At 68.1% G+C, this 26,383-nt stretch carries 26 protein-coding genes and 1 pseudogene; 13 read left to right on the top strand and 14 right to left on the bottom strand.

The genetic code is table 11. The features are described 5' to 3' along the window. The first annotated feature begins 105 nt into the window (after positions 1-105). Positions 106-1,476 carry a metalloprotease PmbA gene (gene pmbA / locus QMO14_RS16405; protein ID WP_301508384.1) on the top strand — a complete coding sequence of 457 codons (1,371 nt, stop codon included), beginning with the start codon at positions 106-108 and terminating at the stop codon, positions 1,474-1,476. Positions 1,477-1,516: 40 nt separating this feature from the next. Then, the gene (locus tag QMO14_RS16400; RefSeq protein WP_301508382.1) at positions 1,517-2,464 is read left to right on the top strand and encodes an AraC family transcriptional regulator; all 948 of its coding nucleotides are present in this window, start codon (positions 1,517-1,519) and stop codon (positions 2,462-2,464) included. Between the two features lie 2 nt (positions 2,465-2,466). Here the strand turns inward: QMO14_RS16400 and QMO14_RS16395 are convergent, their stop codons facing one another. Beyond that, the gene (locus tag QMO14_RS16395; RefSeq protein WP_301508452.1) at positions 2,467-3,690 is read right to left on the bottom strand and encodes an MFS transporter; all 1,224 of its coding nucleotides are present in this window, start codon (positions 3,688-3,690) and stop codon (positions 2,467-2,469) included. 291 nt (positions 3,691-3,981) lie between these two features. Here QMO14_RS16395 and QMO14_RS16390 point away from each other — a divergent pair, with 291 nt between their 5' ends. The 9 genes from QMO14_RS16390 to QMO14_RS16350 all read left to right on the top strand — a co-directional run bounded on the left by QMO14_RS16390 (position 3,982) and on the right by QMO14_RS16350 (position 13,521). Further along, complete coding sequence (locus QMO14_RS16390; protein WP_301508450.1) at positions 3,982-5,226, top strand: sugar ABC transporter substrate-binding protein; 1,245 nt, start codon at positions 3,982-3,984, stop codon at positions 5,224-5,226. Between the two features lie 4 nt (positions 5,227-5,230). After that, positions 5,231-6,124 (top strand): carbohydrate ABC transporter permease, encoded by an 894-nt coding sequence (locus QMO14_RS16385; RefSeq protein ID WP_301508381.1) that lies wholly within the window; start codon positions 5,231-5,233, stop codon positions 6,122-6,124. Continuing rightward, the gene (locus QMO14_RS16380; protein WP_301508380.1) at positions 6,121-6,972 is read left to right on the top strand and encodes a carbohydrate ABC transporter permease; all 852 of its coding nucleotides are present in this window, start codon (positions 6,121-6,123) and stop codon (positions 6,970-6,972) included. Before QMO14_RS16385 ends, QMO14_RS16380 begins: the two co-directional genes overlap by 4 nt. 160 nt (positions 6,973-7,132) lie before the next feature. Then, entirely contained in the window at positions 7,133-8,245 is a 1,113-nt protein-coding gene (locus QMO14_RS16375; protein WP_301508378.1) for an ABC transporter ATP-binding protein, read from the top strand. Positions 8,246-8,282: 37 nt separating this feature from the next. Further along, positions 8,283-9,332, top strand: coding sequence for an NAD(P)-dependent alcohol dehydrogenase (locus QMO14_RS16370; protein WP_301508377.1), 1,050 nt, complete (start codon positions 8,283-8,285; stop codon positions 9,330-9,332). A gap of 114 nt (positions 9,333-9,446) precedes the next feature. Continuing rightward, positions 9,447-10,268, top strand: coding sequence for an SDR family oxidoreductase (locus QMO14_RS16365; RefSeq protein WP_301508376.1), 822 nt, complete (start codon positions 9,447-9,449; stop codon positions 10,266-10,268). Continuing rightward, positions 10,265-11,602, top strand: a complete 1,338-nt coding sequence (locus QMO14_RS16360) for an NAD(P)/FAD-dependent oxidoreductase (RefSeq protein WP_301508375.1) — start codon at positions 10,265-10,267, stop codon at positions 11,600-11,602. Before QMO14_RS16365 ends, QMO14_RS16360 begins: the two co-directional genes overlap by 4 nt. 18 nt (positions 11,603-11,620) lie before the next feature. Continuing rightward, positions 11,621-12,523 carry a bile acid:sodium symporter family protein gene (locus tag QMO14_RS16355; protein WP_301508374.1) on the top strand — a complete coding sequence of 301 codons (903 nt, stop codon included), beginning with the start codon at positions 11,621-11,623 and terminating at the stop codon, positions 12,521-12,523. Next, positions 12,520-13,521: an SDR family oxidoreductase gene (locus QMO14_RS16350; protein WP_301508373.1), complete on the top strand. Its 1,002-nt coding sequence runs from the start codon at positions 12,520-12,522 to the stop codon at positions 13,519-13,521. The genes QMO14_RS16355 and QMO14_RS16350 overlap by 4 nt, the downstream gene beginning before the upstream one ends. Here QMO14_RS16350 and QMO14_RS16345 read toward each other — a convergent pair. Then, on the bottom strand, positions 13,505-14,416 hold the full coding sequence (locus QMO14_RS16345; protein ID WP_301508371.1) for a LysR family transcriptional regulator: 912 nt from the start codon (positions 14,414-14,416) through the stop codon (positions 13,505-13,507). The genes QMO14_RS16350 and QMO14_RS16345 overlap by 17 nt on opposite strands. A gap of 102 nt (positions 14,417-14,518) precedes the next feature. Between QMO14_RS16345 and QMO14_RS16340 the strand changes: the two genes are divergently transcribed. Next, the gene (locus tag QMO14_RS16340) at positions 14,519-15,274 is read left to right on the top strand and encodes a sulfite exporter TauE/SafE family protein (protein ID WP_301508369.1); all 756 of its coding nucleotides are present in this window, start codon (positions 14,519-14,521) and stop codon (positions 15,272-15,274) included. A gap of 5 nt (positions 15,275-15,279) precedes the next feature. Here QMO14_RS16340 and QMO14_RS16335 read toward each other — a convergent pair whose 3' ends face one another. The 12 genes from QMO14_RS16335 to ybiB form a co-directional block, all read right to left on the bottom strand. Further along, positions 15,280-15,756, bottom strand: coding sequence for an NUDIX domain-containing protein (locus QMO14_RS16335; protein ID WP_301508368.1), 477 nt, complete (start codon positions 15,754-15,756; stop codon positions 15,280-15,282). Continuing rightward, entirely contained in the window at positions 15,756-16,205 is a 450-nt protein-coding gene (locus QMO14_RS16330) for a GatB/YqeY domain-containing protein (RefSeq protein ID WP_301508367.1), read from the bottom strand. The genes QMO14_RS16335 and QMO14_RS16330 overlap by 1 nt, the downstream gene beginning before the upstream one ends. Positions 16,206-16,315: 110 nt before the next feature. After that, complete coding sequence (gene rpsU, locus QMO14_RS16325) at positions 16,316-16,528, bottom strand: 30S ribosomal protein S21 (protein ID WP_007833691.1); 213 nt, start codon at positions 16,526-16,528, stop codon at positions 16,316-16,318. A gap of 229 nt (positions 16,529-16,757) precedes the next feature. Then, positions 16,758-17,987, bottom strand: a complete 1,230-nt coding sequence (locus QMO14_RS16320; RefSeq protein ID WP_301508350.1) for an NAD(P)/FAD-dependent oxidoreductase — start codon at positions 17,985-17,987, stop codon at positions 16,758-16,760. Further along, on the bottom strand, positions 17,984-18,772 hold the full coding sequence (locus QMO14_RS16315; protein WP_301508349.1) for a YaeF family permuted papain-like enzyme: 789 nt from the start codon (positions 18,770-18,772) through the stop codon (positions 17,984-17,986). Before QMO14_RS16315 ends, QMO14_RS16320 begins: the two co-directional genes overlap by 4 nt. Then, positions 18,772-19,902: a sterol desaturase family protein gene (locus QMO14_RS16310; protein WP_301508348.1), complete on the bottom strand. Its 1,131-nt coding sequence runs from the start codon at positions 19,900-19,902 to the stop codon at positions 18,772-18,774. The genes QMO14_RS16315 and QMO14_RS16310 overlap by 1 nt, the downstream gene beginning before the upstream one ends. Positions 19,903-19,965: 63 nt before the next feature. Then, on the bottom strand, positions 19,966-20,856 hold the full coding sequence (locus tag QMO14_RS16305) for an ABC transporter permease (protein WP_301508347.1): 891 nt from the start codon (positions 20,854-20,856) through the stop codon (positions 19,966-19,968). 1 nt (position 20,857) lies between these two features. After that, a complete protein-coding gene (locus QMO14_RS16300; RefSeq protein ID WP_301508346.1) occupies positions 20,858-21,775 on the bottom strand; it encodes an ABC transporter permease in 918 nt (305 codons plus the stop codon). A gap of 153 nt (positions 21,776-21,928) precedes the next feature. After that, positions 21,929-23,194: a PotD/PotF family extracellular solute-binding protein gene (locus tag QMO14_RS16295; RefSeq protein WP_301508345.1), complete on the bottom strand. Its 1,266-nt coding sequence runs from the start codon at positions 23,192-23,194 to the stop codon at positions 21,929-21,931. A gap of 75 nt (positions 23,195-23,269) precedes the next feature. Beyond that, positions 23,270-24,397: an ABC transporter ATP-binding protein gene (locus tag QMO14_RS16290; protein ID WP_301508344.1), complete on the bottom strand. Its 1,128-nt coding sequence runs from the start codon at positions 24,395-24,397 to the stop codon at positions 23,270-23,272. 86 nt (positions 24,398-24,483) lie between these two features. Further along, on the bottom strand, positions 24,484-25,293 hold the full coding sequence (gene cobA / locus QMO14_RS16285; RefSeq protein WP_301508343.1) for a uroporphyrinogen-III C-methyltransferase: 810 nt from the start codon (positions 25,291-25,293) through the stop codon (positions 24,484-24,486). Next, positions 25,290-26,108, bottom strand: a complete 819-nt coding sequence (gene ybiB / locus QMO14_RS16280; protein ID WP_367618160.1) for a DNA-binding protein YbiB — start codon at positions 26,106-26,108, stop codon at positions 25,290-25,292. Before ybiB ends, cobA begins: the two co-directional genes overlap by 4 nt. Between ybiB and QMO14_RS33390 the strand changes: the two are divergent. Beyond that, positions 26,001-26,383, top strand: a pseudogene (locus tag QMO14_RS33390) (DNA-binding protein YbiB); the annotation flags it as partial. The gene ybiB and the pseudogene QMO14_RS33390 overlap by 108 nt on opposite strands.

Here is a 26,383-nt window from a genome sequence, read left to right as displayed (position 1 = left end):
GGAGTCGATTCTGGGCCGCGCCGTGCGGCGTTGCAACGCGTGCAATGCGCAGCGGGAAGCTGGGGGGAAACCGGAAATGGGGGGCGCAAGTATCATAGCCACCACATGACGACATCCTCCTCGCGCGCCGATTCCGGCTTCGCCTACAGCCGCTCCTTCTTCGAAAACCTGGTCGACACCGCCCTGGCGCATGCCAAGAAGCTCGGTGCCACCGACGCCGGGGCCGAGGCCTCCGAAGGCTGCGGCCTGAGCGTCTCGGTGCGCAAGGGCGAGCTGGAGAACGTCGAGCGCAACCGCGACAAGTCGCTGGGCGTCACGGTCTACGTGGGCCACCGCCGAGGCAACGCCAGCACCTCCGATTTCTCCGAGGCGGCCATCGCCCAGACCGTGCAGGCGGCCTACGACATCGCCCGCTTCACCGCCGAAGACCCCGTGAGCGGCCTGCCGGACGAGGAAGACATCGCCAGGGAACACCCCGAGCTCGATCTGTTCCATCCCTGGGACGTGACCAGCGAGCAGGCCGCCAGGCTGGCCCTGGAGTGCGAAGAGGCTGCCCTGTCGACCGACAAGCGCATCACCAACAGCGAGGGCGCGGGCGTCTCGGCCCAGCAGAGCCACTTCTTCAGCGCCCATACGCATGGCTTTCGCGGCGGCTACGCCAGCTCGCGGCACTCCATCTCGGTGGCGCCCATCGCCGGCAAGGGCGACGACATGCAGCGCGACGCCTGGTACAGCTCCATGCGCTCGGCCGATGAACTGGCCAGCCCGCAGGCCGTGGGCCGCTACGCCGCCGAACGTGCGCTCAGCCGCCTGAAGTCGCGCAAGATCAAGACCGTCGAATGCCCGGTGCTCTTCGAGTCGCCGCTGGCCGTGGGCCTGCTGGGCTCGCTGGTGCAGGCCGTGAGCGGCGGATCGCTGTACCGCAAGAGCACATTCCTGCTCGACTCGCTGGGCAAGCCCGTGCTGCCCGCGCACGTCGACGTGGCCGAAGACCCGCACGTCATGCGCGGCAAGGGCAGCGCCCCCTTCGACGACGAGGGCGTGATCACCCGGGCGCGCAAGGTGGTCGATGCCGGCCGCCTCGAGGGCTACTTTCTCTCGACCTACTCGGCGCGCAAGCTGGGCATGAAGACCACCGGCAACGCCGGCGGCTCGCACAACCTGACGCTGAGCTCGCGCCTGACCAGGCACACCGATGACCTCGACGCCATGCTCGCCAAGCTGGGCACCGGCCTCTTCGTGATCGAGCTGATGGGGCAGGGCGTGAACTACGTGACCGGCGACTACTCGCGCGGCGCCAGCGGCTTCTGGGTGGAGAAGGGCAAGATCGCCTTCCCGGTGCAGGAGATCACCATCGCCGGCAACCTGAAGGACATGCTGCTGGGTATTGAAGCCATCGGGGCGGATGCCTACACTTTCGGCGCCAAGACCACCGGATCGGTCCTGGTGAACCGCATGAAGGTCGCCGGCGCCTGAAGGCTGCGCCGCTGGCCTGCGCGCGAGAGGCTGGTCGAACATGAGGCACAACGCAGCGCGAAAACCGGAACTCGAGCACGAACTGATGCGCGACCCGAGGCTCGGCTTCGAGCCGGCGGGCGGCAGTTCGGTGCGCTGCCTGCAGCACGGCGTGCCCTGGCCCTTCGACTGCTGGCACTACCACGACGAATACGAGCTGCAGTGCATCAACCGCAGCAGCGGCGATGCCTTCGTCGGCGACCATATCGGGCGCTTCGAGCCCGGCTACGTGGCGCTGGTGGGTGCCCGGCTGCCCCATACCTGGATCTCGCACGACGTGCCGCCCGAGGGCATCACCGAGCGCAGCATGGTCATCCACTTCCGCGACGAGCCGCTGCGCAAGGGCACGGACCTGTTCCCCGAGCTCAAGGCGGTGCTGCCGATGCTCGACCGGGCGAAGCTGGGCGTCGAGTTCTTCGGCATCGGCGACCTCGTGCGCGAGCGCTTCCAGCGCGTGCAGGGGCAGGAGGGCATGGCGCGACTCTCGGCCTTCATCGGGCTGCTGCACGAGCTGGCCCGCTGGCCCGACTGGCGGCAGATTTCGAGCACGGCCGAGCCCGTGGCCGAGGATCCGAGCGTCAACACGCGCATGCGCCGGGTGCTCGACTACCTCGACCGGCACCTGACGGAGGAACTCTCGCTGCCGGCCGTGTGCGCCGTGGCCAACATGGCCGAGAGCAGCTTCTCGCGCTGGTTCCACAAGCACATGGGCGCCACCTTCACCGATTTCGTGACGCGGCTGCGCGTGGCCAAGGCCTGCGAGATGCTGCAGAAGTCGGACAGGCTGGTGAGCGACATCTGCTACGAGGTGGGCTTCGCGAATCTCGCGAACTTCAACCGCCGCTTCCTGCAGCTCAAGGGCATGACGCCCTCGGTCTACAGGCAGCAGGCGCAGGACCGCTTCGGGCTGCGCACCGCGCAGAACACGCCGCTCGCCACCACGGACTGAACTCAGGCGGCCGTGTCCCTCGGCGTCAGGTGCCGGGTCAGCGCCCAGAACAGCAGCGCCGTGCCGCTGACGAGGGCTCCGGCCAGGCAGACGCCATTCCAGCCCGCGTGGGCGTACACCATCGTCGAAGCAATCGATCCGGTGGCGGAGCCGATGGAATAGAAGATCATGTACCCGGCCGTCAGCCGGCTCTGCGCCTCCGGGCGCACGCGGTAGATCAGGCTCTGGTTGGCCACGTGCACCGACTGCAGGCCGAAGTCGATGACGATCACGCCCACCACCATCGCCCAGATGGACCACGGCAGCATGGCGATCAACCCCCACGACAGCAGCATCGCGCACAGGCCGATGCAGGTGGTGCGCTGTGCGCGGCCACGGTCCGACTGGCGCCCCGCCCGCGCTGCGCCCAGCGCACCGGCCGCGCCCGCCAGTCCGAACAGGCCCACCTGCGTGTGCGAGAGCGAGAAGGGTGGCGCCGTGAGCGGCAGCACCATCGGCGTCAGCAGCATCGTGACGGACATGAAGATCAGCATCGCGAGCACGGCGCGGATGCGCAGCACAGGCTCCTGCGCGAAGAGCGCGAATACCGAGCGGATCAGCCGCGGGTACGGGATGCCCGGCGCGGGCCGCGTGCGCGCCGGCAGCACCATCCACAGCAGCCCGGCGACGACCAGCGTGGCCGCCGCCGACGCAAGGTACACCGAGCGCCAGCCGAACAGATCCGACAGCGTGCCCGAGACCGCCCGCGCCAGCAGGATGCCGATGATGATGCCGCTGGTGACGGTGCCCACCACGCGTCCGCGCTCGCCCGGCGCGGCCATGCTCGCGGCATAGGCGACCAGCACCTGCGTCACGACGGCCAGCACGCCCACGGCGGCCATCGCCGGCAGCAGCACAGACGCGCTCGGTGCCAGCGCCACGGCCAGCAGCGCGACAACCGACAGCAGCGATTGCCCGACGATCAGCCGCCGCCGGTCGACGAGATCGCCCAGAGGAACCACCATCAGCAGCCCCAGCCCGTAGCCGATCTGCGTGATGGTGATGACGACGCCCACCGTGGCGGGCCGGATGCCGAAGGTTTCCGCCAGCGTGTCCAGCAGCGGTTGGGCGTAGTACACGTTGGCCACCGCGAGCCCGCAGGCGACGGCGAACAAGAGCGCCAGCGCGCCTGATATCGACGGTTCGGGGCATGGGCGCGCGAAGGCTGCGGCCTGGCATGGTGGCATGGTGCTCATGGCTTCTTCATCTGGTTTTAAATAAAAACTGAAATAGATTCTATCGATACGGTTTCTGGTTGCAACCAGAGGGGCTGAAAGCCCTCGACCCCGGCAAAACCCCAAGCCGGCTGGTCATCAAAATATCAGCGTCCCGGCTCGCGTGTACGCGGCGCCGCGCCGCCGCTGCCTACGCTTCGTCCCACCTGTTTCCGCCGCGATCCGCCGGCAATTCGCTACAGGTTCAAAGGAGACAAAACGATGGCTGTTCAAGAAAACCGGCACCGGCTCAAGGGCTGCGCGATGCTGCTGGCGGCACTGGCCGCGTGGGGCGGCGCGGCCCAGGCGCAGCAGGTCTGCAAGGAGGACCTGCGCGTCCTGTCCCAGCCCCGCGACGGGCTGACCCTGCTCGAAAAGTACAAGGACGAGTTCAAGGCCTTGAGCGGCGCCTCGTTCAACATCGACAACCTCAACGAGAACGACCGCCGCACCAAGACCCGCGCCGACGCCTCCACCGTGGGCAAGTACAACGTGTACTACGTCGACGAGGCCAACGTGCCGCTGTTCGCCCAGTCGAAGTGGATCGTGCCGCTGGCGAAGTACTACCCCGCCGACTACGACTACGCCGATTTCGACCCCGGCCGCCAGAAGGTCGCTACTTTCGACGGCCAGGTCTGGTTTGCGCCGCTCACCGGCGGCGGCGACCTGCTGGTCTACCGCAAGGACCTGCTGGAGAAGGCCGGCATCAAACCGCCGACCACGCTGGAGGAATTCGCCGAGGCCGCGAAGAAGCTCAACGATCCGGCCAACGGCGTCTACGGCGTGGCGCTGCGCGGCCAGCGCGGCTCCGGCGCCAACGTGTGGCGCTGGATGCCTTTCTTCCGCGGCTACGGCGGCCAGTGGTTCGACGGCGACAAGCCCGTGTTCGATTCGCCCGCGGCCGTGAAGGCCACGCAGACCTACCTCGATCTCTTCAAGTACTCGGCGCCCGGCACCAAGACCGGCGGCTGGGACGAATCCACCGGCGCCTTCCTCGCGGGCAAGGTGGCGATGCTGGTCGAGTCGACCCCGCTGGCCGGCAATGCGCTCGACCCGAAGATGTCGACCGTGATCGGCAAGATCGCCTACCTGCCGCCACCCGCGCCGCTGACTGGCGGCGGCTACGGCCACGGCCTGGCCATCGGCACCAAGGCCAACAAGACCGAAGAAGCGAAGAAGTGCGCGGGCCTGTTCATCGCCTGGGCCACTTCGAAGAAGCAGGAGCAGCGCCGCCTCGCGGAAGGCCAGTTCGGCGAGCTCAATCGCACCAGCGTGCTGTCGAGCCCCGAGTTCGCCAAGCGCTACGGCGCCGACCTCGGCAAGGCGCTGGCCGACACCGGCAAGGTCACGGCCGTGAATTTCTGGCAGGACCCGGCATGGCCCGACCTCGGCGACCGCTGGGGGATCATCCTGGAAGAATTGATCACCGGCTCGCGCACCGACATCAAGGGCGGGCTGGACGAGCTCGACGCCTACGCGAAGCAACTGGTCGCGCGGCGCAAGAAGTAAGCAAATGACGCTCAGGGAGAAGAAAAAGAAGACGGCGACGGCAACCCGGCTGCCTCTCGTCTTCATCGGGCCCGGCCTGCTGGTGCTTGCAGTGCTGGCGCTGGTGCCCACCTTTTTCGCGATCGGCATCTCGCTGCAGGACCGCGAACTGGGGCAGGCCGACACGGCCTGGGTCTGGCTGTCGAACTACATCCAGCTCTTTTCGGACAGGCGCTTCCTCAATTCGGTGCGCGTGTCGCTGGTGTGGGAGGTGCTGACCGTCGGCGCCACCATGGGCCTCGCGGTGCTGCTGGGCGTGCTGATGTTCCAGTGCACCACCGCGCGCTGGCGCAACCTGCTGTCGATGCTGTTCATCGTGCCGGTGCTGCTGCCGCGCGTGTCGGCCGCCTTCGTGTGGAAGTTCGCTTTCCATCCGCTGTTCGGCCTGCTGACCTGGCCGTACAAGGCGATCACCGGCGAGCCGCTGGACCTGCTGGCCAGCCCGGTCACGGCGCTTCTCACCGTGGCCTTCGTCGACGTGTGGCAGTGGGGCCTGTTCTTCGCCGTCATCGTGCTCAAGCTGCTCGAAACCCTGCCGCCGCAGCCCTTCGAGGCCGCGCGCATGGACCACGCGAAGACCTGGGAGGTGTACGCCTACGTGGCGCTGCCGATGCTGAAGGCGCCGCTGGTCAGCCTGTGCTTCGTGAAGATGGTGGAGTCGCTGCGCGCCTTCGACCTGATCTACGTGATGACCCGCGGCGGCCCCGGCATCTCGACCGAAACGCTGGACATGTACGCCTTCTCGCAGGGCTTCATCGAGTCGGGCCGCATCTCGTATGCCTCGGGCATGGCGGTGCTGATGATGATCGCCTCGACCGTGGCCTTCACCTACATCTGGAAATGGACGCGGCCGAAATGAGCGCATCCCCCAACAAGAAAACGAAGAAGCTGTCCCTCGGCACGCTGCTCGCGCGGCTGGTGCTGGTCCTGGCCGGGCTCTCGGCGCTGGTGCCGGTGTTGTGGACCTTTCTCAACTCGTTCAAGAACCGGGTCGACATCGTCTCGGCCGTGCCCAGGTTCTTCTTCACGCCCACGCTGGAGAACTACGCCTACGTGCTGAGCCGCGAGGCGGTGGCGCAGGGGCTCGTCAACTCCGTCGTGGTGGTGGGCGCGGCGGTAATTGCGGGCGCGGTGCTCGGTCTGCCTGCCGCCTATGCGCTCGCGCGCTATCCGCTGCGCTGGGCCGACGACATCCAGTTCTTCGTGTTCTCGATGCGCTTCCTTCCGCCGGTGGCGGTGGCGATTCCGCTGATGGTGATCTGGCTGCAGCTGGAGCTGTACGACACGCGCATCGCGCTCATCGTCACCTACACGCTGCTCACGCTCTCCACCGTGATCTGGCTCGCCATTCCCGCCTTCAAGGCCGTGCCCAAGGAGGTGGAGGAGGCCGGCCGTGTCGACGGCTACGGCCCTTACGCGATCTTCTTCAAGGTGGCGCTGCCGATCGCCGCGCGCTCGCTGATCGGCGCCATCGCCTTCGGCTTCGTGCTGGTGTGGAACGAGTTCCTCATCGCGCTGATGCTCACCACCTCGGATGCGAAGACGCTGCCCATCGTGGCCTCCGAGCTGAGCCAGCTCGGGCGCGACGTGCCCTGGGGCATCCTGAATGCCTCCGTCATCCTGCTGTCGCTGCCGCCGCTGCTCATGGTCGGCGTGCTCAGCGGTTTTCTCAACGCGGCGTTCAAGCGCAAGCGCGATGCCACATGAAGCCGCATTGCATTTCTCCCTCCCCCTTGGGGGAGGGCAGGGGTGGGGGCTCGACGGCCTTCGTTCATGCGCGGCGCGCTTGTGGAGGCCTGCCCCCATCCCGGCCTTCCCCCAGAGGGGGAAGGAGCAATGCCGAACCCCATTCCCCCGAGAGAACAACATGTCCGCAATCAGCTGTCACAAGATCATCAAGCGCTACGGCGACACGCAGGTCGTCCACCAGTTCGACCTCGACGTCTCCGACAACGAGTTCGTCGTGTTCCTCGGCCCCTCGGGCTGCGGCAAGTCGACCATCCTGCGCATGCTCGCGGGCCTGGAAGACATCTCCGGCGGCGACCTCATGATCGGCGGCCAGCGGGTGAACGACCTGCCGCCGCAGGAGCGCGGCATCGCGATGGTGTTCCAGAACTACGCGCTCTATCCGCACATGAGCGTGCGCGACAACATCGCCTTCGGCCTCAAGCGGCTGAAGGTGCCCAAGGCCGAGATCGACGCGCGCATCAAGGAGGTTTCCGACACGCTGGGGCTGGAGCGCTACCTGCAGCGCAAGCCCACCGAGCTCTCGGGCGGGCAGCAGCAGCGCGTGGCGATCGCGCGGGCGATGATCAAGACGCCCAAGGTGTTTCTCTTCGACGAGCCGCTGTCGAACCTCGACGCCAAGCTGCGCAACCACATGCGCATCGAGATCGCCCGGCTGCACCAGGCGCTGAAGACCACCACCGTCTACGTGACCCACGACCAGCACGAGGCGATGACGCTGGCAGACCGCATCGTGCTGCTGCGCGACGGGCGCATCGAGCAGGTCGGCTCGCCGCGCGAGATCTTCGAGCGGCCGCGCTCGGCCTTCGTGGCCGGTTTCATCGGCACGCCGCCGATGAACCTGGTGGAGATGGAGGTGCGCGACGACGGGCAGGCCAGCGGAACCATCGAGCTCGTCGGCCGCGAAGGCACGGTGCTGGTGGACCCGCACCGCTTCGCGCTCGAAGGCCGCAAGCGCGTCACGCTCGGCGTGCGTCCCGCGCACCTGCATCCGGACGCCGACGGCAGGCAGGGCGGCGGCTTCCATGGCGAGGTGCAGCTCATCGAATACCTCGGTAACGAGGTGCTGGTGAGCTTCGGCCAAGGCGACGGCGAGATCGCCGCGCTCATGCCTTCCGCGCAGTGCCCGAGGCTGCGCGAGCGCGTGCGCTTCGTGGCCGACCCGGCGCAGGTGCATCTGTTCGACATCGACTCCGGTGCCTCGCTGCTGCGCGCCGGCACCTCGTTGCACTGACGACATACCGACAACACCCATTCAAGGACTCGAATACATGAAAGCACTGGTTCTGGAAAAAGCGCACGAGCTCAGGCTGCGCGACGTCGAATTGCCCCTGGACATGGGGCCGCGCGACGTGAAGATCCGCATGCACACCGTAGGCGTGTGCGGCAGCGACGTGCACTACTACCAGCATGGCGGCATCGGCCCTTACGTGGTGGAAGATCCGATGGTCCTCGGCCACGAGGCCTCGGGCACGGTGGTAGAGGTGGGCGCCGAGGTCACGAACCTCAAGCCCGGCGACCGCGTGTGCATGGAACCCGGCATTCCCGCCGCTGACTCGCGCGCCACGCTGGAAGGCATCTACAACCTCGACCCGGCGGTGCGCTTCTGGGCCACGCCGCCCATTCATGGCTGCCTCACGCCCTACGTGGTGCACCCGGCGGCCTTCACCTTCCGGCTGCCCGACAACGTGAGCTTCGGCGAGKGCGCCATCGTCGAGCCGCTGTCGATCGGCCTGCAGGCCGCGAAGAAGGCGGCGCTGAAGCCGGGCGACGTGGCGGTGGTCGTCGGTGCCGGCACCATCGGCGCGATGACGGCGCTGGCGGCGCTCGCGGGCGGCGCGGCGCGCGTGATCCTCGCGGACCTCGTGCCCGAGAAGCTGGCGCTCTTCGACGGCAACCCGGCGGTGACGACCGTCGACGTGCGCCGCACCAACCTCGCCGAGGCCGTGAAGTCGCTCACCGACGGCTGGGGCGCCAACGTGGTCTTCGAGGCCAGCGGCAGCGCGCGCGCCTTCGAGGGCATCGTCGACCTGCTTTGCCCCGGCGGCTGCCTGGTGCTGGTGGGCATGCCCGGCGGCAAGGTGCCGATGGACATCGTCGCGATCCAGTCGAAGGAAGTTCGCATCGAGTCGGTGTTCCGCTACGCCAACATTTTTCCGCGCGCGCTGGCGCTGATCGCCTCGGGGCAGGTCGACGTCAAGCCCTTCATCTCGCGCACCTTCGCCTTCACCGACGGCGTGCGGGCTTTCGAGGAAGCCGCGGCGGGGCGCGCGGGCGACGTGAAGATCCAGATCGAGTTTCCGCAGGGCGCCGAAGCCTGACGCATACCTGAAGCCCCGTTTCGGAAGCCGCCGGGGCAAGGGGAAATGCCGGGGGGCGCGGCGCGCATGCGCGGCTACAGTGGCCGGGTTTTGCCACCCGGAGACCGCGAGCCGATGCCCCTGCAGTTTCGCAACGTAGTCCTCACAGGCGCCTGCGGCGGCCTGGGCCAGGCGCTTGCACGCGAGCTGATCGAAGAGGGAGCGCAGGTCGCGCTGGCGGGGCTCGATGCCGGAAAACTGGAAGCACTGGCCGCGCTGGCACCCGGGCGCTGCGCGGTCTACACGCCCGACGTGTCGAACGGGCCGCAGATGCAGGCCCTGGCCGCCGACTGGATGGCCAAGGCCGGCGTGCCCGACCTGGTGATCGCCAATGCCGGCGTCGCGGGCGGCTACGACACCGCCCAGGCCGACGACCTGGCCGTGTTCCGCCGCATGCTCGAAATCAATCTGCTGGGCGCGGCCACCACCTTCCAGCCTTTCGTCGCCGCAATGCGCGGGCAGTGGCGCGGCGCACTCGTCGGCATGGCCAGCATCGCCGGCTGGCGCGGCATGCCGGGCAACGGCGCGTACTGCGCGAGCAAGGCCGGGCTGATCCGCTATCTGGAAAGCCTGCGCGCCGAGTTGCGAGAGACGGGGCTCACGGTGCACACGGTCAGCCCAGGCTACATCCGCACCGCGCTCACCGCCGGCAACCGCTTCGCGATGCCGGGGCTGCTCGAAGCCGACGATGCCGCGCACCGGCTGCTCGCTGCGGTGGCGGCTGGGCGCGAGAAGATCGTGCTGCCGCGCCGCATCGGCTGGCTCTCGAAGGCGCTCGACCTGCTGCCCGAGTCGCTGCACGACCGCCTGCTGCGCGGCCAGCCGCGCAAGCCGCGCGTGGGCGAGGCGGGTGCCACTGCAATCCCGGGTCTTCCCAAGGAGCCACCAGCCCGATGACGACGCCCAACGCCGCCGTACCCACCCACGAACAGATCGCGCTGATCGGCGCCGGCCCCTCCGGCCTCGCCGGCGCGCGCAACCTGCAGAAGCACGGCGTGCCGTTCCAGGGCTTCGAGGCGCATGCCGACGTGGGCGGGCTGTGGGACATCGCCAATCCGCGCTCCACCGTCTACCACTCGGCGCACCTGATATCGAGCAAGCGCACCACCGAGTTCAGCGAGTTCCCGATGGCCGACACGGTGGCCGACTACCCGAGCCACCGCGAACTGCGCCGCTATTTCAGCGACTTTGCCGACCGCTTTGGCCTGCGCGAGCACTTCCGCTTCAACACGCGCGTGCTGCGCGTCGAGCCGGTGAGCAACGAGCCCGGCACGCGCTGGCTGGTGACCACGGAGGACGGCGAAGGCACCATCGAGACGGCCGAGTACAGGGGCGTGGTCATCGCCAACGGCACGCTCGCCGAGCCCAAGCGGCCCAGCTTCGACGGCCACTTCGACGGCGAGCTGCTGCACACCAGCGACTACAAGCACCCGGAGCTCTTCAAGGACAAGCGCGTGCTGATCGTCGGCGCGGGCAATTCGGGCTGCGACATCGCGGTCGATGCGGTGCACTACGCGAAGAGCGTCGACATCTCGGTGCGTCGCGGCTATTACTTCGTGCCCAAGTACGTGTTCGGCAAGCCGGCCGACACGCTGGGCGGCAAGCGGCCACTGCCGCCATGGCTCAAGCAGCGCATCGACTCGACGGTGCTCAAGTGGTTCACCGGCGACCCGGTGCGATTCGGCTTTCCGAAGCCCGACTACAGGATGTACGAGTCGCACCCCATCGTGAACTCGCTGGTGCTGCACCACGTGGGCCACGGCGACATCGGCGTGCGCGGCGACATCGCGCGGCTCGATGGGCGCACGGTGCATTTCAAGGACGGCAGCGCGCGCGACTACGACCTGATCCTCGCGGCCACCGGCTACGCGCTGCACTATCCCTTCATCGACCGCGAGCTGCTCAACTGGCAGGGCATGGCGCCGAGGCTGTACCTGAACATCTTCTCGCCGCGCTTCGAGAACATCGCGGTGCTCGGGATGATCGAGGCCAGCGGCATCGGCTGGCAGGGCCGCTACGAGCAGGCCGAGCTGGTGGCGCGCTACTTCCGCGCGCAGGCGGCTGGTTCTTCCAGGGCGGCCGCGCTGCGCACGGCGGCGCAGGGGCCGTCGCCCGATCTGTCGGGCGGCTTCAAGTACCTGCAGCTGGAGCGCATGGCGTACTACGTGCACAAGGACACCTACCGTGCGGCCGTGCGCAACGCTGCCGCGGCGCTGGTCGATCCCACCTGAACCAACGAGGCCCACCGCATGCTGCCTGTCGACGAGATACGCCTGCATTTCAACCCGGCCTCGCTGGTGCTGCTCAACGTCGTGCTGGGCTTCCTGATGTTCGGCATCGCGCTGGACACGCGCATCGAGGACTTCAGGCGCGTGGCGCGCATGCCCGGCGCGATGGCGGTGGGCATAGGCGCGCAGTTCATCGTGCTTCCGGCCGTGACTTACGTGCTCACGCTGATCCTCAAGCCGGGGCCGAGCATCGCGCTGGGCATGATCCTGGTGGCCTGCTGCCCGCCGGGGAACATCTCGCAGATCCTCACGCACCGCGCGGGCGGCAACGTGGCGCTGTCGGTGTCGATGACGGCGATTTCGAACGCCATCTCCATCGTGGTGATGCCGCTGAACTTCGCGTTCTGGGGCGGGCTGCATCCGACGGCCTCGGCGCTCCTGAAGACCATCGCGCTCGATCCGCTGGACATGCTGGGGCACATCGTGGCGATCATCGGCATTCCCTTCGTGCTGGGCGTGGCCTGCGCGCACCGGCTGCCGGCGCTCACGGCGCGCATCAAGAAGCCGGTGGGCGTGCTGAGCTTCGTCGCGCTGATCGTGTTCATCATCGGCGCCATCGCGGGCAACTGGCGTTTCTTCCTCGACTACGTGGGGCTGGTGCTGATGGCGGTAGTGATCCACGACGCGCTGGCCTTCGGCACCGGTTACCTCTGCGCGCGGCTCTCGGGGCTGGGCGACTACGACCGGCGAGCGGTGTCCATCGAGGTGGGCATCCGCAACTCGGGGCTCGGGCTGGTGCTGATCTTCAGCTTCTTCGGTGGGCTCGGCGGCATGGCCGTGGTGGCGGGCGTGTGGGGCTTCTGGGACATCATCGCGGGCCTCGCGCTGGCGAGCTTGTGGGGCCGCAAGCCCGCGAAGCCATGAGCGGCGGCGAAGGGCTTGTTGCGCGTCGCGTGCTGGTGACCGGGGCCGACGGCTTCCTGGGGCGAAGCCTGCTCGCCGCACTGGCGCGGCAGGGCACGCTGGAGGCGCTGGTCGCGGTCGACGTGCGCGAGGTACCGCCGGACCGGCGGCTCATGGGCGTGACCTACCGGCAGCTGGACGTTCGCGATTCGCTCATCGCGGAGACCATCGCCGACCATGCCATCGACACCGTCGTGCACCTCGCTTCCATCGTCACGCCGGGCAAGGATTCGAACCGCGCCTTCGAGCATTCGGTGGACGTGGGCGGCACGCGCAACGTGCTCGACGCCTGCGTGGCGAAGGGCGTGCGGCACATCGTGGTGTCGTCCAGCGGCGCGGCCTACGGCTACCACTCGGACAACCCGGCGTGGATCACCGAGTCGCAGCCGCTGCGCGGCAACGCGGTGTTCGCGTACGCCGACCACAAGCGGCAGGTGGAGGAGATGCTGGCCGACTACCGTGCCCGGCATCCGGCGCTGGCGCAAACGGTGCTGCGCATCGGCACCATCCTCGGCGAGCGGGTGGACAACCAGATCACGGCGCTGTTCGAGAAGAAGCGGCTCATCGCCATCCGGGGCAGCGCCAGCCCCTTCGTCTTCATCTGGGACGAGGACGTGACAGGCGCCATCGCGCATGCGCTCGGCGGCGCGCCGCCCGGTTGCTACAACCTCGCGGGCGACGGCGCGCTGGGCATCCACGAGATCGCTTCGCGCCTCGGCAAGAGCGCGGTCGACTGGCCGGCCGGCGTGCTGAAGACAGCACTGGCGGTGGGCTCGGCGCTGCGGGTTAGCCGATACGGGCCGGAGCAGCTCGACTTCCTGCGCTACAGGCCGGTGCTGCTCAACACCGCGCTGAAGGAGCGCTTCGGCTACGTGCCGCGCAAGACGAGCAGCGAGGCCTTCGATGCCTTCGTGGCGGCGCGGGCGCGGCTGGGGCGGCCGGTCACTGCTGCTTCCTGACTTCTTCGGCCGGCGGCGCGACGAGGTATTCGAGCATGCGCCGGGCGTTGAGCGGCAGGTCTTCCGATGAGCGCACGCAGGCCATCAGCGTGCGCTCGGCCCAGGCGTCGGCAAGCGAGGCGCGCGCGATCTTCATCGAACGGGCGCAGCGCTCGGCGGCGGTCTGCGGAACGATGCCGACGCCGATGCCGTACTCCACCATGCGGCACACCGCCTCGAAGTTGCGCACGCGCACCCGGTAGGCCAGGTGCCTGCCGAGGGCGCGGACGTGCTGGGTGATGAGCTGCTGCAGCGCGCTGTCGGCGGGCAGGCCGACGAATTCGCTGTCTACCACCTCGGCCAGCCGCAGCCTCCGGCGGCCGGCCAGCGCGTGGCCGCGCGGCATGACCAGCACGAGGTCGTCGCGGCGGAAGGGATGGCATTCGAGGCCCTCGCTGTCGATGGCGTCCGAGACGATGCCGATGTCGCACAGGCCGCCGCGCAGGGCTTCCACCGTGTCGGGGCTGGGGCGCTCCTCCAGGTCGACCGAGATGCGCGGATGCTCGGCGAGGAAGCGGCTCAGCACCTCGGGCAGGTGCTCGGTGAGCGCCGAGGTGCCGCACATGAAGCGCACATGGCCCTTGAGGCCCTGGCCGTACTCGCCGAGCTCGCCGCGCAGCCGCTCCATCTGCTGCAGCACGACGCGCGCATGGTGCAGCAGCGTGCGTCCGGCCTCGGTTGGGCGGATGCCCTGGGCGTGGCGGGTGAGCAGGGGGCTGCCGAGCGCGTCTTCCATGCCCCGCACCCGCTGGCTGGCGGAAGCCAGCGTCATGTGCGAGCGGCCGGCGCCGGCGGTGAGGCTGCCGGCCTCGACGACGTGGATGAAGAGCCGCAGGTCGGTGAGGTCGAATCGCATGGTTGGGCGGAGTGTGCACCAGGAGCCTCAGCCTGAGACTGAGGCCCGCTTCGCGAATCCCGCATTTGCGGCGACCGGCTTCGTTGGCAGAGTCGGCGTCCGATGACGCATCCGACAGACGCAACCACTTTCTGGGCCGCCGCCACGGCGGTGTACCTGCTGGCCGGACTGATCAAGGGCGTGGTCGGCCTCGGCCTGCCCACGGTGTCGATGGCGCTGCTCGCGCTGTGGATGTCGCCGGCCCAGGCGGCCGCGCTGCTGATCGTGCCTTCGCTGGTCACCAACATCTGGCAGACCGGGCCGCGCGCGAGCTTCATGGCGGTGCTGCGGCGCATCGGCGGCATGCAGGTGGGCGTGGTGATCGGCACGCTGGCCGGGGCGCTGTGGCTGGGCGTGCCGGCGGGGGCGTGGGCCTCGTTCGCGCTCGGGGTGGCGCTGGTCGTCTATGCGCTCTGGGGGCTGTCCGGGAGGCAACTGCATGTGAGCGATGCGCAGGCGCGCTGGATCGGGCCGCTCGTGGGCGTGGTCACCGGGCTGGTGACGGCGGTGACGGGGGTGTTCGCGGTGCCGGCGGTGCCTTACCTGCAGGCGCTGGGTTTTCAGCGCGATTCGCTGATCCAGGCGATGGGGATCTCGTTCACCACCTCGACGGTGGTGCTGGCCATCGGGCTGGCCGGGAACGGGGGATATCCGGTGTCGGCGATCGCAGGCTCGATCGCGATGCTGGCGCCTGCCATCGGCGGCATGGTGCTCGGGACCTGGCTGCGCAAGCGGCTGTCGGTGGCGGTGTTCCGGCGCTGCTTCCTGATCGGGCTGGCGCTGCTGGGGCTCTACATGGCCATGCGGGCCGCGATCTGATTCGGTCAGGCCGCGAGCAGCAAGGCGGCGCGCACGCGTTCGATGGTCTGGCGGTAGGGCAGGGCGAAGTTGTCGAGCGAATCGCCGGCTTCGAGCCAGCTGAAGAGGAACACCAGCCCTTCTTCCTCGGGGCTGCCGGTGGCGGTGTGCGTGAAGCTCTCGGGCAGCGTGCCATCGGCGCGCATCAGGAACAGGTGCCACAACTGCGGATGGCGGTGCGTGTTGCCTTCGACGCCGGCTTCGCATTCGCGGTCCAGCGTGCCCAGCGATTGCAGTTCGCCGGCGTAGTCGATGCCCGACTCCTCGAGCAGCTCGCGGCGAACCGCCACCTCGGGCGACTCGCCGGGCTCGATGGTGCCCTTGGGGAGCTGCATGTTGCCATCCTCGGGATGGCGGAACACCAGCAGCCGGCCCCGTGCGTCGATCAGGCAGGCGCAGGCCTTGGGAATGGCGACGGAGGAACTGCCGGCGTTCATCGGCATCAGGCGCCCGTCAGAGCGGCCTTGACCGCTGCGCTGACCTGGCCCATGTCGGCCTTGCCTGCCAGGCGGGTCTTGACCACGCCCATCACCTTGCCCATGTCGCCCGGGCCCTTGGCGCCCAGCTCGGCCACGATGGCCTTCACTTCGGCGGCGACTTCATCGGCGCCCATGCGCTGGGGCAGGTAGACCTCCAGCACCTTGATCTCGGCGGCTTCCTTGTCTGCGAGGTCGGTGCGGCCACCGGTGGTGAAGGCGGCGATGGAGTCCTTGCGCTGCTTGACCATCTTGTCGACGATGGCGACGACCATGGCGTCGTCGAGCTCCACGCGCTCGTCGACTTCCTTCTGCTTCATCGCGGCCAGCAGCAGGCGGATGGTGGCCAGGCGCTCGGAGTCCTTGGCGCGCATCGCCGTCTTCATGTCTTCGGTGATTTGTTCTTTGAGAGTCATTCGGCTACCTACTTTCGGAAAAACAAAAGCCGCGGCAGGTTTCCCTGGCGCGGCTGAGGCAACGGGGCGACGGCGCCGACTTTCGTCTGGGCCCATCACCCGGGTGTCGCTTAGTACAGCTTCTTGGGCAGCTGCATGCTGCGCACGCGCTTGTAGTGGCGCTTGACCGCGGCTGCCTTCTTGCGCTTGCGCTCGGCGGTCGGCTTTTCGTAGAACTCGCGGGCACGCAGGTCGGTCAGCAGGCCGAGCTTTTCGATGGTGCGCTTGAAACGGCGCAGTGCGACGTCGAAGGGCTCGTTTTCTTTAACGCGGATGGTGGTCATTGATGAATCGTTGAAATGAATTTGGCCTGGGGAGATCGAGGCCCCAAGCCGGGGTTCCTCAACTGAAAACTTTTGCGGCCGTTGAGGGGAGGCCAGAGTTAGCCCGCGAGTATAGCACGCCCCCAGGCTCCGCGCACTTCGTGTCGCTTCTCCAACCCCCTCGCCGGGGGCGACACCTGAAGCCCGGCAAAGCCGGTTCTTCGGTGTCCCTGGAATTGGGCGGGGAAGGTCAGAGGGCCTGGGCGCACGCATGGGCGCTCGCCCAGGCCCACTGGAAGTTGTAACCGCCGAGCCAGCCCGTCACGTCGACCACCTCGCCGATGAAATACAGGCCCGGCTGCTTCGATTCCATGGTCTGGGACGACAGGTCGCGGGTGTCGACGCCGCCGGCCGTGACTTCGGCTTTCTTGTAGCCTTCTGTGCCGCTGGGGACGATCTGCCAGCGGGCGATGCGCTCCGACAGAGCAGCCAGCGCCTTGTCGGCCGCCTCGTTCACCGGCCGCTGCAGGGCAGGGTCCTGCCCGACCCAGGCGTCGGCGAGTCGGGAGGGCACCAGCGCGGCCAGCTCGTTGGCGATGCGCTTCTTCGACCGCAGCTTCGCCTCGCCCAGCGCCTCGGCCACGTTCACGCCGGGCGCGAAATCGAGCGTCAGCGGCGCGCCGGGCTTCCAGTAGCTCGAAATCTGCAACACCGCCGGGCCCGACAGGCCCCGGTGGGTGAAGAGCAGGTCTTCGAGGAAGGCCGTCTTTTCCTTCTTTACGCCGGTCTCGATGCGCACCGGCAGCGCCAGCCCGGCCAGTTCGGCATATGGCGCCCAGGCGTCGCCGCCGAAGGTCAGCGGCACCAGCGCGGGTCGGGGCGCGACCATGCGCAGGCCGAACTGCTCTGCGATGCGGTAGCCGAAGTCGCTGGCGCCGATCTGGGGGATCGACAGGCCGCCGGTGGCGACCACGATCTTCGGCGTCTCGACCGGCCCCCGATTGCTCTCGATTCGATAGCTGCCGATGCCCGTCCCGTCTGCATTGCCGTCGGAAAATTTGATCTCACCGATCCTGCACGGCTGCCACCGCTCGACCCCGCCTTCCGCACACTCGGCCAGCAGCATGTCGACGATCTGCTGCGAGGAGCCATCGCAGAAAAGCTGCCCCTTGTGCTTCTCGTGGAAGGCGATCCCGTGCTTGCGCACCAGCTCGATGAACTGCTGCGGCGCATAGCGCGACAGCGCCGAGCGGCAGAAACTCGGGTTGTCGCCGATGAAGTGGCGCTGCGGCGCGCGCACGTCGAGGTCGCGGTTGGTGAAGTTGGCGCGTCCGCCACCCGAGATGCGGATCTTTTCGCCCACCTTCTCGCTGTGGTCCACCAGCAGCACCTTGAGCCCGCGCTGGCCGGCCACGCCGGCGCAGAAGAGCCCCGCGGCCCCGGCGCCGATCACGACGACGTCGAACTCCGCCGCGCTCAAGGGCCATCGGCCGCGAGCAGCGGCGGCGGGTTGTATTTCAGGTGCCCCACGTAGCGCAGCGGCTGCGTGGCGGCGATGGAGGGCACGTCGCCCTCGCGCATGTGCAGCAGGTCGGCCGGGCTCACCCAGCGCGGGTCGGCGTTGGTGATCGGCATGCCTGTCTGGCGGTAGGCCTCCAGCACGAACTGGGAGCAGAAGAACTGGTCGTCGCGGCTCGCGCCCAGCTGCACCATGGCCATGCCGCTCATGCAGTAGTGGCTCACGGCGGTCGGCACCAGCGGCAGCTCGCACAGGCGCCGGTTCAGCACGAAGGGCGCGTTCAGCAGCACGCCGACGGTGTTGTAGCGCGTGCCCACCCGCGACAGCGCCCATTCGCGCATGCGCGCGGCGCCGGCGTCGTCCACGCCCGGCACGCGGAAGGCCACCACCATCTGTTCCTCGTCGACCACTTCCGCGAGCGGCCGTGCGCGCACGCCCGTGCCCACGGCTTCGGCGATCTGGCCGTCGCCCAGGTACAGCACCGCGTGGCTCACCGGCGAGAAGGTGCCCAGCCGGATGCCGAAGGAGTTCACCGTGGCGATGGAAGTCAGCAGGATGTCGCCCGGCGCCAGCGCGTCCGCGGCGATGAGCTCGCCGCCGTTGCCCGGCGCGATGACCGAACTCTGCACGCGCAGGCGCAGCCCGTTGTCCTTGGTCGGCAGGTCTAGCCGCGTGGCGCACGCCGAGAGCAGCAGGGCGGCACTCGCCGCAACGATGGCCGCGGCGGTACGGAAAGCGATGCGCATCAGCCCTTCCAGACGAACGGGAACTTCAGCTGCCTGAAGAAGCCGTTGGGCACGTAGTCGCCCAGCACGCCGTACTTCTCGGGCCAGAGCTTGGTGCTCTTCACGGCGGTGCCGAAGATGTAGTCGAGGAAGGCGTAGTGCGCCGCGTAGTTCTTGTCCAGCGCTTCCTGGTCCTGGCTGTGGTGCCAGTGGTGGAAGTTGGGCGTCACGATCAGGTAGCGCAGCGGGCCCAGCCGCACGCTCACGTTGCAGTGGTTGAACACCGCCTGGAAGCCCACCACCACGATGTAGGCGTCGATCACTTCCTTGCTGAAACCCAGCACGTAGATCGGCGCCAGCACCAGCGTGCGGGTGATCAGCAGTTCCAGGATGTGCTGGCGCGAGCCGGCCATCCAGTCCATGCTCTTCACGCTGTGGTGCACCGCGTGCAGGCGCCACAGCACGGGCACCTCGTGGTACGCGCGGTGCGTCCAGTACTGCACCAGGTCGGCCACCAGGATGATCAGCAGCAGCCCCGCCCAGAAGGGCAGGTTGCTCACCCAGCCCCGGATGCCGTCGTTGGCGGCCCAGCCGAAGAGCTTGTGCACCATCAGGTTGGTGGCCAGCAGCACGAAGCCCACGATCATGTGGTTCACCACGAAATGGTGGAAGTCGGTCTGCCACTCCTCGCGGAACACCGGCTGGTCCTTGCGCAGCGCGAACAGCTTCTCGATGAAGATGAAGATCAGCGATGAGCCCAGCAGGTCGAGGATGAACCAGTCGAGCCCGATGTAGGGCGTGTTGTCCGCGAAGTCGTGCACCGGCACCTTGTGCCCGCCCAGCAGCGCCGAAGCCGCCACCAGCAGGAACGCGGCCGAAGACAGCCAGCGCGAGCGGTTGAAGATGATGTTGACCAGCGAGAGCCCGCCCGAGACGACCAGCGCCACCAGCAGGATCATGCGCATCACGTCGACGTTGTAGCTCTTGCGCAGCTCGGGCGTGGTGAGGTACTGCGGGAAGTGGAAGGCCAGCACGCCGAGGAAGCACAGGATGGCCAGGCTCAGCGCGATGGTGCCGGTGACCAGGCCCTGACCACGGCGCAGCTCGCCGTGGTTGTGGGTGAATTCGTTGAGTTTGTCGATGTCCAGCATGCCCCGCCTCTCTCTTCTTGCGCTTTTGTGGGTGCGCGATTTTAGAGGGGCGGCGGGAAATGCTCACCCCCTGCGCACGGAACGCCGGCGCAGCAGCGCTCCCGCGCCCAGCGCCGCCGCCATCACCAGCAGCGACACCACCGTCGTCACCGTCCCCAGCGCATAGATCGACGGCGTGGTCACCGTCGAGGTCAGCCCCTGCAGTTCGAGCGGCAGCGTGTTCACGTCGCCGATGGCCTGTGAGGTGCGGGCGATCTCGTCCCACGACAGCGTGAAGCCGAACATGCCGATGCCCACGATCGACGGGCCGATCAGCGGCAGCACCACGAAGCGGAAGGTCTGCCAGGGCGTGGCGCCGAGGTCGCGAGCGGCTTCCTCGTAGGCAGGGTTGAAGCGGTTGAACACCGCGAACATGATGAGCAGCCCGAAGGGCAGCGTCCACGTCAGGTGCGCGCCTAGCGCGGAGCTGAAGAGGCCCAGTGCTGTGCCGTAGCCTTCGAGCAGCGTGGTGGCGTCCATGGCCGTCAGCACGCTCTTGATGCCGGTGTCGATCAGCCGGAACTGCAGGCCGATGCCCAGCGAGATGATGATCGACGGCATGATGAGGCTGGCGACAGTCACGAAGAACAGGGCGTTGCTGCCCGCGAGCTTCTTGCGGAACGCGAGCCCGGCCAGCACCGACAGCACCACGGTGAAAGCCATCACCACCGCGCCCAGCGCCAGCGAGCGCCTGAAGGCCGCGCCGATGTCGACCGTGCCCAGCCCTTCGGCCAGCTTGTGGAACCAGTGCAGCGACAGCCCGCGCAGCGGAAAGGTCAGCCCGCCCTCGGGCCCCTGGAAGCTCAGCACGAAGATCGTGATCATCGGGCCGTAAAGGAACAGCACGAAGAGCCCGAACACGGTGGCCAGCGGCCAGAAGCCGGGGGCGCGCTGGGCGCCGATGGGTGTCTGCATCTCAGAGCTCCTTGCGGATGTCGACCATCCGGGTCAGGCCCCAGATGATCATGAGCACCACGGCCAGAAGGATCATCGCGTTGGCCGCCGCCAGCGGGAACTGCAGGTACGAGGTCTGCACCTGGATGATCTTGCCGATGGACGCGATCTGCTGGCCGCCCATCACGCCGATGGTGACGAAGTCGCCCATCACGATGGTGATGACGAAGATCGACCCGATCAGGATGCCGGTGCGCGACAGCGGCACCACCACGTTCCACAGCGTCTGCCAGTCCGAGGCGCCGGCGTCGCTGGCCGCTTCGAGCAGCGAGCGGTCGATGCGCATCATGCTGTTGAAGATCGGCACGATCATGAACATCGTGTACAGGTGCACGAAGGCCAGCACCACCGAGAAGTCGGAGAACAGCAGCCACTCGACCGGCTGGTTCACGAGGCCCATGCCCATCAGCGCCTGGTTGACCAGCCCGTTGCGGCCCAGCAGCGGCACCCACGAGATCATGCGGATCACGTTGGAAGTCCAGAAGGGCACCGTGCACAGCACGAACAGCACCGTCTGCATCGTCGAAGAGCGCACGTGGAAGGCCAGGAAGTACGCGACCGAAAAGCCGATCACCAGCGTGATGCCCCACACCAGCAGGCAGAACTTGAAGGTGCTCAGGTAGGTGTTGAGCGTGACGCAGAGGTCGCCGTTGTCGGTGAGCCGCGAGCAGCCCTCGAACAGGCTCAGGTAGTTGCGCAGCGTGACGGCCGGTATCAGCTCGTACTCGTTGAAATTCCACAGGCTGACCATCGCGACCAGCGCCAGCGGAATCAGGAAGAACAGCAGGAACACCAGCGCGAACGGCGCCGCCTGCCACCAGGCTTTCACGGCATGAACGGGGGCGGTGGCGGCATGGCTGGACGCGACGGGTGTACTCATGGATGGAAGCGAAAAACTGTGTCCAAGGGCGAGCAAGGCGAAGCCCGTTCGTGGGACGCCGCGGAACCGGCTTTGCCGGGCCGCAGGTGTCGCCCCCTTACAGGGGGTTGGCGAAGCGAAGCGCAGCCTGGGGGTCGAGTTCGTGGACTGCCGTCAGGCGGCCACGAACTCGTTCCACTTCCTCACCATGTACTCGTTCTCGTCCATCACGGCGTTCCAGCACGCGATGCCGCCCATGCGCTGCTCGTAGCTGCCGCCGTCGCGCACCGAGCCGGCTTTGGCGATCACGTCGCCCTGCGGGCTCTTGATGTCCTGGGCGGCAGGCTTGCCTTCCATCCAGTAGGCCCACTCGTAGGCTTCCATCTTGGTCTTGGCGGTGTCGAGCACGGCGCTGTAGTAGCCCTGGCGGTTGAGGTAGGCGCCTGCCCAGCCGTCGAGGAACCAGTTGATGAACTCATAAGCGCCGTCGAGCTTTTTGCCCGAGAGCGTGGCCGGCAGGCCGAAGCCCGAGGCCCAAGCGCGATAGCCCTCCTTGAGCGGCTGGAAGGTGCAGTCGATGCCCTTGCTGCGCACGGCCGTCACGGCGGGCGACCACATCGACTGGATCACCACCTCGCCCGAGGCCATGAGGTTCACCGACTCGTTGAAGTCCTTCCACAGCGCGCGGAACTGGCCGGCCTTCTTGGCTTCGATCAGGGTCTTGATCGTCAGGTCGATCTCGGCCTTGGTCATGTTGCCCTTGTCGGCGTACTTGTGCAGGCCCTTGGCCTCCACCACCATCGCGGCGTCCATGATGCCGATCGAGGGAATGTTCAGGATCGCGGCCTTGCCCTTGAACTCGGGGTTCAGCAGCTCGGCCCACGAGCCGATGGGGCGCTTGATGAGGTCGGGGCGGATACCCAGCGTGTCGGCGTTGTAGGTGGTCGGAATGAGCGACATGTACTGCGTGGCCGACTTGGCGAAGGCCTTGCTCTTCTCGCCTTCGAGGTAGATCACCTTCACCGGCGCCGTGCCCTGGCTGCCGACCTTCTTGCCCGCCACTTCGCCCTTGGTGAAAAGCGACGTGATCTTGTCCGCGTTCTTCACGCGCTTGCTGTCGATGCCCTTGAGGTTGCCCGTGGGCACGATCTTCTTGAGAGAGAAGAACTCGGTGTCGATCAGGTCGAAGCTGTTGGGCGCGGTGACGGCGCGCTTGGTCACGTCGTCGGTGGTCACTGCCACGTACTGGATCTCGATGCCGGTGTCGGCCTTGAATTTCTCGGCGATCGCCTTGTCCTGGTTCACTGCCGTGCCGAGGTAGCGCAGCACGATCTTCTCCTGCGCATGCACGAAGGGTGCGATGCCCGTGGCCAGGATGCCGGCGGTGCCTTGCAGCAGGGTGCGGCGCTTGACGCCTTTGTTGTCGATGGAATCGGTCATGGGCTGGGTCTCCATTGAAGAAAAAGGAAAGTGAAGGGAACGAACGCGGAGAAAAAAGCTGGACGGCGTGGGTGCTCAGAAGGGAACGGCGAGCACGGCCGTGTCGTCTTTCCGGCTTGCTTCGGCACTGCTGGGCACCGGCGGTCGCTCGCCCGGCGGCTTGACGCCGGGACCGAGCACGCGCGCGTCGGCTTCGGCCCACGAGAGGTGCACCGCCTCGCCGTGCGCATAGGGGCGCGCGAGGAAAGCGGCTTCGCTCAGCAGCACCGAGACGCCCTGGGGCGCGGCCGCTCCGGTGGCGGTGCCGCCGAGCGCCAGCCCGAGCAGGACGTAGGTGCCCTGGTATTCGACGTCGGTGACGGTGGCTGCCAGAGCACCATCCGTCGCCGCCTGCGTGGCGGCTGCGATCCGCATGCGGTCGTTGCGCACCGCTATCGGCCCGGCGGGTGTATGGAACACGTTGTGCCCGCCCATGAAGCGCGCGACGAACTCGCTCGCCGGGTGGTTGTAGACCGCATGCGGCGAGCCGACCTGCTCAATCACGCCATGGTTCATGACCACCATGGTGTCGGCCAGCGCCATCGCCTCTTCCTGCGAGTGCGTGACGTGGATGAAGGTCAGGCCCAGTTCCTTCTGCCAGCGCCGCAGTTCGGCGCGCATCTGGATGCGCAGGAAGGGGTCGAGCGCCGACAGTGGTTCGTCGAGCAGCAGCACGCGCGGCTCGGTGATGAGCGCGCGCGCCAGCGCCACGCGCTGCTGCTGGCCGCCCGACAGTTCGCCCGGCTTGCGCGCGGCGAGGTGGCCCATCGCGACGCGCTCCAGCAGATCGTTGGCGCGGCGCTGGCGCTCGGCCTTGCCCACGCCTTTCATCTTGAGGCTGAAGGCCACGTTGTCGGTCGCCGAAAGGTGCGGGAAGAGCGCGAAGCTCTGGAACATCATCGCCGTGCCGCGCGCGGCGGCGGCCAGGTTCGTGATGTTGCGGTTGTCCAGCAGGATGTCGCCGCTGCTGACCGACTCGTGCCCCGCGATCATGCGCAGGGTGGTGCTCTTGCCGCAGCCCGAGGGGCCGAGCAGGCAGCAGTAGCTGCCGCTGGCGATGCGCAGGTCGATCCGGTCGACGGCGGCCGGCGTGTCCGGCGCGTATCGCTTGGTGAGGGCGACGATCTCGACGGCGGCGGATTCAGGCGTGGCGACGGCATTCATTGCCCATCGCTGAGCACGATCCATGCCACGTTGTGGTGCGCGGCGCCCGTGCCGCTTGCACCTGGGTCGCCCTGGTCAGGTGCGGTTCAGGTGCCGAACTTGTCCGCGCCCACCGGCATGGCCGCCGCCGCCAGCCCGCGCAGCACGTCGCCCACCACGATCACCGCCGGGCTGGCGATGCCCGCTTCGGCGATGCCGTGCTGCAGCCTGCCCAGCGTGGTCGCGATGTGCTTTTGTTGCGGCAGGCTCGCATGCTGGATGACCGCCACCGGCGTGTCGGCCGGCAGGCCCTGCAGGAGCTCGCGCTCGATGTGCGCCGCGCCCGACACGCCCATGTAGATCACCAGCGTGAGCCGTGCGTTGTACGCGGTCGCGGCCAGCGCGCACCAGTCGGTCGGGTCTTCGGCCGCGCCGGCGCCGGTCTTGGCATGGCCGGTGACGAACACCACGCCCTGCGCATGGTCGCGGTGCGTGAGGGGCACGCCCAGCGTCGTCACGGCCGCGAGGCCGGCGGTGATGCCGTTGACCACCGCGCATTCGATGCCGGCTTCGCGCAGATGCTCCACCTCCTCGCCGCCGCGGCCGAAGATGAACGGGTCGCCGCCCTTCAGGCGCACCACCGTCTCGCCCTCGCGCACGGCGGTGATCATCAGCCGCTCGATGAAGGCCTGCGGCGTGCTCTTGCAGCCGCCGCGCTTGCCCACGTGCACGATGCGCGCGCCGGGGCGGGCGTAGGCCTGCACGATCTGGTCGTTCACGAGGTCGTCGACCAGCAGCACCGTGGCCGCCTGGATCGCCTTCACGGCCTTGATGGTCAGCAGCTCCGGGTCTCCGGGGCCTGCGCCCACCAGCGTGCAGCGGCCGGCGATGAGGGAGGTGGGGTTGTCGTTGTTCATGCGTGGGATGCCAATGCCAGTTGCGTGATGTGCCTGACCTGCGTCGCGATGGCCTCCGGCACGGGAAGCTCGCCGGCCAGCACGCGGCGCGTGTAGTCGGCGGTGGTGGCGACGTCGATTTCCTTCGGCAGCCCCGGCACCTCCGAGGCGGTGCCGGCCTGCTGCGACTGCAGCTCGGTGCGCGCGCCGCGCACGAAGCCGTCGATCTGCGCGGTGCGGCGCGGGTCCGACACCACCTCGCCTTCGAGGCCGCGCGAGAGCAGGGCGGTCATGCCCATGAGCTCGAAGGTCTCGGCCATGACGCGGGCGTATTCGGGGTGCGTGTAGCTGGCCACCACCACGCTCGGGCCGGCGGTGGGCTGCATCAGCTTCACCACGCTGTGGCCGGGGTTGCGCAGGCCGACCACGCGGCGCACGTCGAGCAGGCGTTTGAGCGCGGGGTTCAGCAGCTCGGTGGAGGCAAAGGCCGCCTCGCCGTTGGCGACGGGGCGGATGGCCGTCATCGGCGCTTGGCCCAGGGCCGCGAGCACGTTCGAGGCCAGCACGCGCGAGGTTTCGCTGGCGCTGCCGTGCACCAGCACCGGCAGGCCCTCGCGCGCCAGCAGCAGCGCCAGCAGCGGCGTGAGCACCGGCAGCTTGCGCGCGCCGTTGTAGCTGGGCAGCACGACCAGCGGGCGCTCGCCGGCGGGGATCATCTGGAGCCGCGCATGGGTCGCATCGAGGAAACCGGCCATCTCCTCGGGCGTCTCGCCCTTGATGCGCATGGCCAGGCAGAAGCCGCCGATCTCCAGGTCGGTCACGGTGCCGTCCAGCACCTGGCCGAAGAGGTCGGCGGCCTGTTCGCGCGTGAGCGGCCTGGCGCCTCGCGCATCAAGGGCGAGACGCCCGAGGAGATGGCCGGTTTCCTCGATGCGACCCATGCGCGGCTCCAGATGATCCCCGCCGGCGAGCGCCCGCTGGTCGTGCTGCCCAGCTACAACGGCGCGCGCAAGCTGCCGGTGCTCACGCCGCTGCTGGCGCTGCTGCTGGCGCGCGAGGGCCTGCCGGTGCTGGTGCACGGCAGCGCCAGCGAAACCTCGCGAAACCTCGC

Source organism: Variovorax sp. CAN15 (assembly GCF_030462475.1).
GTDB lineage: Bacteria > Pseudomonadota > Gammaproteobacteria > Burkholderiales > Burkholderiaceae_C > Variovorax.
Note: the sequence above shows the minus strand (reverse complement) of the source record. Positions and strands in the feature narration are given on the sequence as shown.

Excerpts from the sequence above, each read along its gene's own strand:
- QMO14_RS16310 (WP_301508348.1), bottom strand. The coding sequence starts at position 19,902 with ATGCTGGACATCGACAAACTCAACGAATTCACCCACAACCACGGCGAG.
- QMO14_RS16290 (WP_301508344.1), bottom strand. The coding sequence starts at position 24,397 with ATGAATGCCGTCGCCACGCCTGAATCCGCCGCCGTCGAGATCGTCGCC.
- QMO14_RS16375 (WP_301508378.1), top strand. The coding sequence starts at position 7,133 with ATGTCCGCAATCAGCTGTCACAAGATCATCAAGCGCTACGGCGACACG.
- QMO14_RS16385 (WP_301508381.1), top strand. The coding sequence starts at position 5,231 with ATGACGCTCAGGGAGAAGAAAAAGAAGACGGCGACGGCAACCCGGCTG.
- QMO14_RS16295 (WP_301508345.1), bottom strand. The coding sequence starts at position 23,194 with ATGACCGATTCCATCGACAACAAAGGCGTCAAGCGCCGCACCCTGCTG.
- QMO14_RS16330 (WP_301508367.1), bottom strand. The coding sequence starts at position 16,205 with ATGACTCTCAAAGAACAAATCACCGAAGACATGAAGACGGCGATGCGC.
- QMO14_RS16390 (WP_301508450.1), top strand. The coding sequence starts at position 3,982 with ATGCTGCTGGCGGCACTGGCCGCGTGGGGCGGCGCGGCCCAGGCGCAG.
- QMO14_RS16340 (WP_301508369.1), top strand. The coding sequence starts at position 14,519 with ATGACGCATCCGACAGACGCAACCACTTTCTGGGCCGCCGCCACGGCG.
- cobA (WP_301508343.1), bottom strand. The coding sequence starts at position 25,293 with ATGAACAACGACAACCCCACCTCCCTCATCGCCGGCCGCTGCACGCTG.
- rpsU (WP_007833691.1), bottom strand. The coding sequence starts at position 16,528 with ATGACCACCATCCGCGTTAAAGAAAACGAGCCCTTCGACGTCGCACTG.
- QMO14_RS16315 (WP_301508349.1), bottom strand. The coding sequence starts at position 18,772 with ATGCGCATCGCTTTCCGTACCGCCGCGGCCATCGTTGCGGCGAGTGCC.
- QMO14_RS16350 (WP_301508373.1), top strand. The coding sequence starts at position 12,520 with ATGAGCGGCGGCGAAGGGCTTGTTGCGCGTCGCGTGCTGGTGACCGGG.
- QMO14_RS16400 (WP_301508382.1), top strand. The coding sequence starts at position 1,517 with ATGAGGCACAACGCAGCGCGAAAACCGGAACTCGAGCACGAACTGATG.
- QMO14_RS16345 (WP_301508371.1), bottom strand. The coding sequence starts at position 14,416 with ATGCGATTCGACCTCACCGACCTGCGGCTCTTCATCCACGTCGTCGAG.
- QMO14_RS16380 (WP_301508380.1), top strand. The coding sequence starts at position 6,121 with ATGAGCGCATCCCCCAACAAGAAAACGAAGAAGCTGTCCCTCGGCACG.
- QMO14_RS16365 (WP_301508376.1), top strand. The coding sequence starts at position 9,447 with ATGCCCCTGCAGTTTCGCAACGTAGTCCTCACAGGCGCCTGCGGCGGC.
- QMO14_RS16355 (WP_301508374.1), top strand. The coding sequence starts at position 11,621 with ATGCTGCCTGTCGACGAGATACGCCTGCATTTCAACCCGGCCTCGCTG.
- QMO14_RS16335 (WP_301508368.1), bottom strand. The coding sequence starts at position 15,756 with ATGCCGATGAACGCCGGCAGTTCCTCCGTCGCCATTCCCAAGGCCTGC.
- QMO14_RS16395 (WP_301508452.1), bottom strand. The coding sequence starts at position 3,690 with ATGCCACCATGCCAGGCCGCAGCCTTCGCGCGCCCATGCCCCGAACCG.
- pmbA (WP_301508384.1), top strand. The coding sequence starts at position 106 with ATGACGACATCCTCCTCGCGCGCCGATTCCGGCTTCGCCTACAGCCGC.
- QMO14_RS16305 (WP_301508347.1), bottom strand. The coding sequence starts at position 20,856 with ATGCAGACACCCATCGGCGCCCAGCGCGCCCCCGGCTTCTGGCCGCTG.
- QMO14_RS16360 (WP_301508375.1), top strand. The coding sequence starts at position 10,265 with ATGACGACGCCCAACGCCGCCGTACCCACCCACGAACAGATCGCGCTG.
- QMO14_RS16300 (WP_301508346.1), bottom strand. The coding sequence starts at position 21,775 with ATGAGTACACCCGTCGCGTCCAGCCATGCCGCCACCGCCCCCGTTCAT.